Genomic DNA, 10,323 nt, shown 5'->3' with positions numbered 1-10,323 from the left:
GACGGCGCGCCGGCATGGAACGACGACGTGTTCGTGTCGTGGTCGCCGGCCAGCGGCGTCGTGCTGACGCAGTGAGGTCGCCATGACGAAACGCTCCGCCTCCATGCTGTCGCGCTTCCTGCCGTCGGGCCGCGGCGTCGCGATCGGCGTGCCGTTCCTGTGGCTGACCGTGTTCTTCGCGCTGCCGTTCGTGCTCGTGCTGAAGATCAGTTTCGCCGACCCGATGGTCGGCATTCCGCCCTACACCGCGCTCGCGCGAATTGAGGCCGGCACGGTGCAGTTCGTGCTGTCGCTGAAGCATTACGCGCTGCTGCTGCAGGACGACCTGTACCTGAAAACGTACGTCAGTTCACTGAAGATGGCGGCCGCGTCGACGGTGATGTGTCTGCTGGCCGGTTACCCGATCGCGTACTGCATTGCACGCGCGGCGCCGGCGCGCCGCAACCTGCTGATGATGGCCGTGATGCTGCCGTTCTGGACGTCGTTCCTGATCCGCGTGTATGCGTGGGTCGGGATCATGAAGGACGACGGGCTGCTGAACCGGGCGCTGGCCGCGCTCGGCGCGATCGCGACGCCGCTGCGCCTGTATCACACCGACGCGGGCGTCTACATCGGGATGGTCTATTCGTACCTGCCGTTCATGGTGATGCCGCTGTACGCGCACCTCGTGAAGATGGATCTCACGTTGCTCGAGGCTGCGTACGACCTCGGCGCGACGCCGTGGTCCGCGTTCTGGCGCATCACGCTGCCGCTGTCGAGAAACGGCATCGTCGCGGGCAGCCTGCTGGTGTTCATCCCGGCGGTCGGCGAATACGTGATCCCCGAACTGCTCGGCGGGGCGAACACGCTGATGCTCGGCCGCGTGATGTGGGACGAGTTCTTCAACAACATGGACTGGCCGATGGCGTCGGCCGTCACGGTGACGATGGTGCTGCTACTGCTCGTGCCGATGGCGCTGCTCCATTACAACCAGAGCGAAGCGGAGGCGCGACCATGACCCGTGCGAATCGCATCCTGTCCGCGTGCGTGCTGGGCGCGGGCTTCCTGTTCCTGTACGTGCCGATCATCAGTCTCGTCGTCTATTCGTTCAACGCGTCGAAGCTCGTGACGGTGTGGTCGGGGTTCTCGCTGAAGTGGTACGGCGCGCTGCTGCACGACGGCGAACTGCTCGCGGCCGCCTGGCTGTCGCTGAAGATCGCGCTCCTGACGGCCACCGCATCGGTCGCGCTCGGCACATGGGCCGGTTTCGTGCTGGCCCGCATGGGCCGCTTTCGCGGCTTCACGCTGTATGCCGCGATGATCAACGCGCCGCTGGTGATTCCCGAAGTGATCCAGGGTATCTCGCTGCTGCTGCTGTTCGTCGCGATGCAGCAGGCCTTCGGCTGGCCGGCCGGGCGCGGCTGGCTGACGATCTGGATCGGCCACGTGATGCTGTGTCTGTCGTTCGTCGCGGTGATCGTGCAGTCGCGCGTGAAGGAGCTCGACCGCTCGATCGAGGAGGCCGCGCTCGATCTCGGCGCGCGGCCGTTGAAGGTGTTTTTCGTGATCACGCTGCCGCTGATCGCACAGGCGCTGATCTCCGGCTGGCTGCTCGCGTTCACGGTATCGATCGACGACGTGATTCTGTCCGCGTTCCTGTCGGGCCCGGGCTCGACGACGCTGCCGCTCGTCGTGCTCTCGCGGGTGCGGCTCGGCCTGAACCCGGAGATGAATGCGCTCGCCACGGTGTTCATCACGGTCGTGACGATCGGCGTCGTCGTCGTGAACCGCGCGATGCTGGCCCGCGAACGGCGACAGGCGCGTGACGCGCGGGCATGGCACGCCAGCGCCGCACCGGATCTGCCGACATCCCCTGCCGCGTTGTCGCCCGCTCGCCCGTCGGTCGTGCAGCGTCGGCACGCCCCCGCGCCGCGCCCCGTGAAGTGAAGAACGACAAGGAGATTTTCCGTGAAAAAGAAAATACTGTGCGCGCTGATCGCCGGTGCGTTGCCGGGGCTCGCGGCCGCGAGTTCGAGCGCCGACCAGATCAGGGCGCTGCAACAACAGCTCGCCGCGCTGCAGCGGCAGATGAACGCGCTGCAGTCGCAACTGGCCGCGAAGCCGGCGACCACGCCGGCCGTGACGACTGCCGCGGCTGCGACCGACCCGTCGACGCCCGGCTACGGGCAGGCGGCCGCCGTGCTGTCCAATGACGACGTGACCGAGATTCGTCAGCAGGTCGCGAACCAGCAACTGAAGGTCGATTCGCTGACCGACGCCGCGCGCACGGGCCCGATCGCGGGGTTGTCGGTGACGGGCTATCTCGATCCGGCCTATGTGTACAACCGCGGCGGCGGCACGTCGTCGTTCCAGTTCGCGAACCACGAAAACGCGTATACGTACTACAACAGCACGTTCGGCGACGTGTTCCTCGACATCAAGAAGACCTTCGGCGTCGGCCCGACCGCGCCGTCCGCGGAAATCACGCTGATGCCGAACCGTGGGGCGGGCTTGTCGATGATGACGGGCAGCGGCGCGAGCGGGCTCGACATCGTGAACACGGCGAGCGTCACGGTGCCGTTGTCGGGTACGACGTCGCTCATCGGCGGGCTCGTGCTCGGCTTCGGCGGCTACGAGTACCAGCAGTCGAACCAAATGCTCACGCTCACGCACAACCTGCTGTACGACTTTTCCGACCCGGGTTCGTCGATCGGCGCGGGCGTCAACTATCTGAGCGCGGACGGCCACTGGGCCTGGAAGTTCTTCGTCGGCAACGAGCAGTTCCGCAGCGCGGGCGCGGTCACGCAGACGGGCATCAATGCGTTCGGCGATCCGGTCACGACGAGCAACAAGGTGCCGACCTTCACCGCGCGGGTCGATTACATGCACGGCAGCGCGCTCGATATCGGCGGCTCGATCAACGTCGGCCGCCAGACGCTGATCAGCGCGATCGATCCGGCGACCGGCAACGTGCGCTACGGTGTGGGCGGCAATGCGCCGAGCGCGTACGGCGCATTCTTCTTCGGCGAAGCCGATGCCACCTACACGCTCGCCGATGCGCAGTACAACGCGGAGATCGACTATGGCCAGCAGCAGCACGGCGCATTCAACGGCGGGCTCGCGCAGTGGTTCGGCCTGTCGCTGCTCGCGCACCGCAAGTTCAACCTGCCGGTGGTCGGACGCATGGGCGCGACGCTGCGCTACGACCTGCTCGTGAACCGCAAGAACGGCGGCGGCGGGTCGTCGATCGGGCTGAACGGCAACGGGATGGACCCGAACAACGGCTTCGGCATCGATGCGGATTGCCTGGCGCAGTCGAAGGCGAACGGCGGTGTCGGTTTCGAGTGCAAGGGCGCGACCCGACAGGCCGCTGCGTTCGACCTGCTGTTCTATCCGACCCAGCAGGTGACGGTGAAGGTCGAATACCGGCACGACTGGGCGAGCAACAAGGTCTTCCTGCTTCACGACGGATCGTATGCGAAGTCGAACGACCTGCTGGCGACCCAGCTCATCTACGCATTCTGACAGGACGCCGTTCGCGAGTCTTACCCATGCTCAAGTTCGAAAACCAGCAACATGTTCAATCCTACTATGCAGCGACGCTCAACAGTCGCGTGTTTCATCCGCCGCTCGACGGGGCGGTGACCGCCGACGTATGCGTGATCGGCGGCGGGCTCACCGGCCTGTCCGCGGCGCTCGATCTCGCCGAGCGCGGCCATTCGGTCGTGCTCGTCGAGGCGTCGAAGATCGGCTGGGGCGCGAGCGGCCGCAACGGCGGCCAGCTGATTGCGGGGTACTCGTGCGACATCGACACGTTTTCGGCCTGCCTGCCGGAAGACGATGTGCGGCGCGTATGGGCGATGGGACTGGAGTCGGTCGATATCGTCACGCAGCGGGTCGAGCGGCACCGCATCGATTGCGACCTGCGCTTCGGTTACCTGACCGCCGCGAACAAGCCGCGCCATCTCGACGCATTGCGCGCGAGGCGCGATATCGCGGCGAAGCGTTTCGGCTATCACGGCTACGACGTCGTCGAACGTGCGGACATGCCGCGCTTCGTCGCATCGGACCGCTATGTCGGCGGCTTGCGCCACGAAGGCAGCGGCCACCTGCATCCGCTGAACTACACGCTCGGCCTCGCACGGGCCGCGCGCGACGCCGGCGTGACGATCCACGAGAACACGCCCGCGGTCGCGCTCGATCGGGTCGCGCCGCGCCACCGCGTCCGCTGCACGCGCGGGCACGTCGATGCACGTTACGTCGTGCTGGCCTGCAACGCGTATCTCGGACAACTGGCGCCATCGGTCGCGCGCAAGATCATCCCGGTCGCGACTTACCTGATCGCAACGGAGCCGCTCGGCGATACACGTGCCGCGCAGACGCTGCCGACGAACGCCGCGGTCAGCGACTGCAACTCGGCGCTCGACTATTTCCGGCTGACGCGCGACGGCCGGCTGCTGTGGGGCGGCAAGGCCAGCAGTTCGACGAACGCGCCGCGCGACCTCGCGGCTTCGATGCGGCGCGACATGCTGAAGACGTTCCCGCAGCTGGCCGACGTGCGGATCGACTACGCGTGGGGCGGCCTGATCGACGCGACGATGAATCGCGCGCCGCATTTCGGCCGGCTCGAGCCGACCGTGTATTTCGCGCAGGGCTTTTCCGGGCACGGCGTCAACGTGACGGCGCTTGCCGGGCGGCTGATCGCGGAGGCGATCGATACGCAGGCGGCGCGCTTCGACCTGTTCGGCCGGATGCGTCATCGCGACTTCCCGGGCGGGCGCCTGTTGCGCACGCCGCTGCTCGCGCTTGCGATGGCGTGGCACCGGACGATGGACCTGCTTTGACCCGCGCGGGCCGGGTTGCACGGCCGCGCGGCACCTCACCGTTTCGAATCATTCATGCCATGGAGGCACTCATGTCCAACATCACGCATCTCGTCGACCTGATCGGGGCGCCGGCGAAGCTCACGCAAAGCCGCGTGCCGAGCGGGCTGCTGCTCGACGGCCACCCGATGCAGACGCTGTCGCATCACTACATCAGCCCGTGCGGGCAGTTCAGCTGTGGAATCTGGGAATGCACGCCCGGCCGCTGGACGATCGAATACGACGAATCGGAATATTGCGAGATGCTGAGCGGCGTCGCGATCGTGCGCGACGCGGACGGCCGCGAGCGCGTGCTGCGTGCCGGCGACCGGTTCGTGATTCCGCCGGGCTTTCGCGGCACATGGGAAGTCGTCGAGGCGTGCCGCAAGATCTATGCGTCGCATGCGCCGCACACCGGGCAGCCGCGCGCGTAACGCGAACGCATCAAGTCAACCCGATCATCGAGATCAACGAGGAGCAACTCATGGCTCAGGAATGGTGGCGTCTCAGCGCAGCCGAGATGGCAGCGCATGTCGCGCGGCGCGACGTGTCGGCAACCGAACTCACGCGCAGCTGTCTGCAGCGGCTGGAACAGGTGAACCCCGTCATCAATGCGATCGTCGACGTGATGGCCGACAGCGCGTTGCAGGCGGCGTCGGAAGCCGATGCGGCGATCGCGCGCGGCGCGTCGCTCGGCCCGCTGCACGGCGTGCCGGTGACCGTGAAGATCAACGTCGACACGGCCGGACGCGCGACGACCAACGGCGTGTGCGCGTTTTCCGACCTGATCGCGCAGCACGACAGCCCGGTGACCGCAAACCTGCGCAAGGCCGGCGCGATCGTGATCGGACGCAGCAACGCGCCGGCGTTCTCGTACCGCTGGTTCACCGACAACGAGCTGTACGGCCGCACGTCGAACCCGTGGGATCCGTCGCTGACGCCGGGCGGCTCCAGCGGCGGCGCGGCCGCGGCGGTGGCGGCCGGGATCGGCGCGATCGCGCACGGCAACGACCTCGGCGGGTCGATCCGCTACCCGGCCTACGCATGCGGCGTCGCGGGGCTGCGACCGAGCACCGGCCGCGTGCCGGCGTACAACCCGACGCAATCGAGAGACCGCACGCTCGCGGTGCAGCTCGCATCGGTACAGGGCCCGCTCGCGCGCACGGTCGGCGATTTACGCATTGCGCTCGATGCGATGTCGGCTGGTGACGCGCGCGACGCATGGTGGATGCCGGTCGCGCCGGCCGCGCGTGAGGCGGCGTTCCCCGCGCGCGTGGCCGTATGCGCGTCGCTGCCCGGCGTGCCGACCGACCCGGCGGTCGCCGACGCGATCCGGCAGGCTGCACGCTGGCTCGAAGAGGCCGGCTGCATCGTCGAGGAAGCCGCACCGCCGCGGTTTGCCGAAGCATGCGAACTGTGGCTCGACCTCGTGACCAACGAAGCGCGCAGCGGGCTCGGCGACGTGATCGTGCAGCACGGCGACGCGGCGATCCGCACCGCGTTCGCGAGCCAGCGCAATCTCGCGGCGCCAATGGATCTCGCCGGCTACGTGAACGGCCTCGCGCGGCGAACCGCGCTGTTGCGCGACTGGCAGCAGTTCTTCGTGCGCCATCCGCTGCTGCTGATGCCGGTGTCGTGCGCGCGGCCGTTCGCGATCGACGCCGACCTGCAGGGCGATGCCGCGATGCGTGAGATCGTCGACCGGCAGGGGCCGCTGCTCGCGACCGCACTGCTCGGGCTGCCGGGGTTGTCGGTGCCGACCGGCATCCGCGACGGCGTGCCGACCGGTGTGCAGCTCGTCGCCGGACGCTTCCAGGAGGCGCTGTGTCTCGCCGCGGGCGAGGCGATCGAGGCGCGCGCGGGCATCATCACGCCGATCGATCCGGTGCGCGGATCGTGATGCGCGACTTTTCAGGAGGAAATGCATGACTCGACCGACATTCGAAGACTGGCAGGCGCGAGCGGCCGTGTTGCGGATCGACGGACGCGCATTCATCGACGGTGAAGCGCACCACGCGCAAGCGGGCGCGACTTTCGCGTCCGTCAGCCCGATCGACGGTAGCGTGCTCGCGCACGTAGCCGACTGTGGCGCCGACGACGTCGACCATGCGGTCGCGGCCGCGCGCCGCGCATTCGATGCGCAGGTGTGGGCCGGCTTGAATCCGCGCGCCCGCAAGGCCGTGTTGCAACGCTGGGCTGCGCTGATGCGCGAACACGCGGACGAACTCGCGCTGCTCGAGACGCTCGACAGCGGCAAGCCGATCGCCGATACGACGGCGATCGACATACCGGCCGCCGCGCACTGCGTCGACTGGTACGCGGAAGCGATCGACAAGGTCGGTGGCGAGGTCGCGCCGGCGGATCATCACCTAGTCGGGCTCGTCACGCGCGAGCCGATCGGCGTCGTCGTGGCCGTCGTGCCGTGGAATTTCCCGCTGCTGATGGCGGCGTGGAAATTCGCGCCGGCGCTCGCGGCCGGCAACAGCGTGGTGCTGAAGCCGTCGGAAAAGTCGCCGCTGACCGCGCTGCGCGTTGCGCAGCTCGCGTGCGACGCGGGCTTGCCGGCCGGCGTGTTCAGCGTCGTACCGGGCGGCGCGGAGCCGGGCAGGGCGCTGGCGCTGCATCGCGACGTCGACTGCATCGCGTTTACGGGATCGACACGCACCGGGCAGCAGATCATGGCGTGCGCCGCGCAGTCGAACCTGAAGCGCGTGTGGCTCGAACTCGGCGGCAAGTCGCCGAACATTGTGCTGCCCGACTGCCCCGATCTCGACCGTGCCGCGCAGGCCGCTGCCGATGCGATCTTCTTCAACATGGGTGAAGTGTGCACGGCCGGCTCGCGCCTGCTCGTGCATCGCGACATCAAGGATGCATTCGTCGCGAAGCTGGTCGACGCGTCGCGGCGCTTCGCCCCCGGGCATCCGCTCGATCCGTCGGTGACGATGGGTGCGATCGTCGATCGCGCGCAACTCGATCGCGTGATGGGATATATCGGGCTCGGGCGCGATGAAGGCCGCCTGGTGACGGGCGGCGCGCGCGTGCGCGAGGACACGGGCGGGTTCTACGTCGAGCCGACGGTATTCGAAGTGAAGCCCGATGCGGCGATTGCGCGCGAGGAGATCTTCGGGCCGGTGCTGTCGGTGATCGTGTTCGACGACGTGGACGAGGCTGTCAGGATCGCCAACGACACCGAGTACGGGCTGGCCGCGGCGGTATGGTCGGCCAACCTGTCGATCGCGCATGCGGTCGCGCGGCGCCTGCGTGCGGGCACCGTGTGGGTCAACTGCTACGGCGACGGCAGCGACGACATGAACTTCCCGTTCGGCGGTTACAAGCTGTCGGGCAACGGCCGCGACAAGTCGCTGCATGCACTCGACAAGTACACCGAGCTGAAATCGACGATCATGCGGTTGTAGCGCCGGGCCGCGCGGCACGCTTGCGGCGTGTCGCGCGATCCGGCGCCCTAGGTCGGTGGCGCGCGTCGCCCGATGCGAACAGGCGTTACTGCGCCGCGTTCACGGCGTCTTCCGCTTCCGCCGTTTCGCCGAGGAACCCGCCGCTCTGGTGCGCCCACAGCGCCGCGTAAATGCCGCCCGCCTGCAGCAACTGCTGGTGCGTGCCTTCCTCGACGATGCGCCCTTCGTCGAGCACGATCAGCCGGTCCATCGCGGCGATCGTCGACAGCCGGTGCGCGATCGCGATCACCGTCTTGCCGCGCATCAGACTGTCGAGGCTGCGCTGGATCGCGACTTCGACCTCGGAATCGAGCGCGCTGGTCGCTTCGTCGAGCACGAGGATCGGCGCGTCCTTGAGCATCACGCGCGCAATCGCGACGCGCTGCCGCTGGCCGCCCGACAGCTTCACGCCGCGCTCGCCGACTTCGACGTCGTAGCCGCTGCGGCCGTGGCGGTCGCGCAGCCGGCCGATGAACTCGGACGCTTCCGCGCGCTCGGCCGCGTCCTGCATCTCGCGCTCGGTTGCGTCGGGGCGGCCGTACAGCAGGTTTTCGCGCATCGTCCGGTGCAGCAGCGACGTATCCTGCGTGACCATCCCGATCGCGCCGCGCAGGCTGTCCTGCGTCACGTGTGCGATGTCCTGCCCGTCGATCCGGATCGTGCCGCCGCCGACGTCGTAGAAGCGCAGCAGCAGGTTCACGAGCGTCGACTTGCCGGCGCCCGAGCGGCCGATCAATCCGATCCGCTCGCCGGGCCGGATCGTCAGGTTCAGCCCGTCGAATACCGCGCGATCGTTGTCCTCGTGCGCGAACTGCACGTTGTCGAACACGATTTCGCCGCGCCGCACCGCGAGCGGCTTCGCATCGGGCGCGTCGACCACGCTGCGCACCTTCGTCAACGTGCTGATGCCGTCCTGGATCGTGCCGACATTCTCGAACAGCTCGGTCATCTCCCACATGATCCAGTGCGAGTAGCTCGACAGGCGCAGCGCCATCGCGATCACGGCCGCGACCACGCCCGCGCTCGCCTCGCCGTGCATCCACAACGCGAGTGCGAGCCCGGCCGAGCCGACCAGCAGCAGCGTCGACAGCAGGTGGTTGACGATCTCGAACGCGCTGACGAGCCGCATCTGCGCGTCGCCGGTCGCCTTGAACGCTTCCATCGCGCGCCGCGCGTGGTCGGCTTCGCGCCGCGTATGCGAGAACAGCTTCACGGTCGTGATGTTCGAATACGCGTCGGTGATGCGGCCCGTCATCAGCGCGCGCGCGTCGGCTTGCCGGCTGCCGATCGCCCCCAGGCGCGGCACGAAATACGCGCACGCCGCGCCGTAGCCGAGCGCCCACAGCGCGAGGGGAATCATCAGCCGCCAGTCGAAGCTGGCGGCGAGCACGAGAATGCCGATCAGATAGGCCGTGACGCCGATCACGACGTCGACCGACATGAACAGCGCGTCGCGCACCGCGAGCGCGGTCTGCATGATCTTGGTCGTCACGCGGCCCGCGAACTCGTTCGCGTAGAACGACAGGCTCTGGTCGAGCATCAGCCGGTGAAACAGCCAGCGCAGCCGCATCGGGAAGTTGATCGCGAGCACCTGGTGCTTGACCATCGTATGCAGCGCGATCAGCAGCGCGCTGCCGGCGAGGATCGCCGCGAAACCGGCGAGCGCGGCGAAGTGGCGGCCGCCGAATTCGGCCGGTGTCGACGACGACAGCCAGTCGACCACGTGCCCCATCATCGCGAACAGCGCGGCTTCGTACGCGGCCAGCGCCGCCGACGTCAGCGCGATCAGCAGGATCCAGCCGCGCGCGCCTTTCGTGCACGCCCAGACGAACGAGAAGAATCCCTTCGGCGGCGTGACGGGATCTTCGAGCGGGAAAGTCGGCAGGCGCCGTTCAAACCACGAATACATCGACTTGTTCTCCTTATACGGCCCGACGCGACGGGCGGGCCGATGGTGCCGGATCGGATGCGATGCGGTCATCGTGTGCCGGCACGTTCCTTTCGGCCGACGGACGTTACGCCGCGAT

At 67.9% G+C, this 10,323-nt stretch carries 8 protein-coding genes; 7 read left to right on the top strand and 1 reads right to left on the bottom strand.

Features of this window, described 5'->3' with window-relative positions; translation table 11 throughout:
* The first annotated feature begins 82 nt into the window (after positions 1-82).
* The 7 genes from WT53_RS09310 (at position 83) to WT53_RS09280 (ending at position 8,257) form a co-directional block, all read left to right on the top strand.
* Positions 83-997, top strand: coding sequence for an ABC transporter permease subunit (locus tag WT53_RS09310; RefSeq protein WP_060259409.1), 915 nt, complete (start codon positions 83-85; stop codon positions 995-997).
* The gene (locus WT53_RS09305) at positions 994-1,926 is read left to right on the top strand and encodes an ABC transporter permease subunit (RefSeq protein ID WP_060259406.1); all 933 of its coding nucleotides are present in this window, start codon (positions 994-996) and stop codon (positions 1,924-1,926) included. The genes WT53_RS09310 and WT53_RS09305 overlap by 4 nt, the downstream gene beginning before the upstream one ends.
* Before the next feature lie 21 nt (positions 1,927-1,947).
* Positions 1,948-3,504, top strand: a complete 1,557-nt coding sequence (locus WT53_RS09300; RefSeq protein WP_060259403.1) for a DUF3138 family protein — start codon at positions 1,948-1,950, stop codon at positions 3,502-3,504.
* 26 nt (positions 3,505-3,530) lie between these two features.
* On the top strand, positions 3,531-4,823 hold the full coding sequence (locus WT53_RS09295) for an FAD-binding oxidoreductase (protein ID WP_060259399.1): 1,293 nt from the start codon (positions 3,531-3,533) through the stop codon (positions 4,821-4,823).
* A gap of 71 nt (positions 4,824-4,894) precedes the next feature.
* Positions 4,895-5,275, top strand: coding sequence for a cupin domain-containing protein (locus tag WT53_RS09290; protein WP_060259438.1), 381 nt, complete (start codon positions 4,895-4,897; stop codon positions 5,273-5,275).
* A 50-nt stretch (positions 5,276-5,325) separates the two neighbouring features.
* Complete coding sequence (locus tag WT53_RS09285) at positions 5,326-6,741, top strand: amidase family protein (RefSeq protein WP_060259396.1); 1,416 nt, start codon at positions 5,326-5,328, stop codon at positions 6,739-6,741.
* A 25-nt stretch (positions 6,742-6,766) separates the two neighbouring features.
* Positions 6,767-8,257: an aldehyde dehydrogenase gene (locus WT53_RS09280; RefSeq protein ID WP_060259393.1), complete on the top strand. Its 1,491-nt coding sequence runs from the start codon at positions 6,767-6,769 to the stop codon at positions 8,255-8,257.
* A gap of 85 nt (positions 8,258-8,342) precedes the next feature.
* On the opposite strand, the gene WT53_RS09275 is transcribed toward WT53_RS09280, so the two are convergent.
* Positions 8,343-10,205, bottom strand: coding sequence for an ABC transporter ATP-binding protein (locus WT53_RS09275; RefSeq protein WP_060259436.1), 1,863 nt, complete (start codon positions 10,203-10,205; stop codon positions 8,343-8,345).
* Positions 10,206-10,323 lie beyond the last annotated feature (118 nt).

The sequence above is a fragment of the Burkholderia sp. MSMB2157WGS genome, from assembly GCF_001532755.1.
Lineage (GTDB): Bacteria > Pseudomonadota > Gammaproteobacteria > Burkholderiales > Burkholderiaceae > Burkholderia.
Note: the sequence above shows the minus strand (reverse complement) of the source record. Positions and strands in the feature narration are given on the sequence as shown.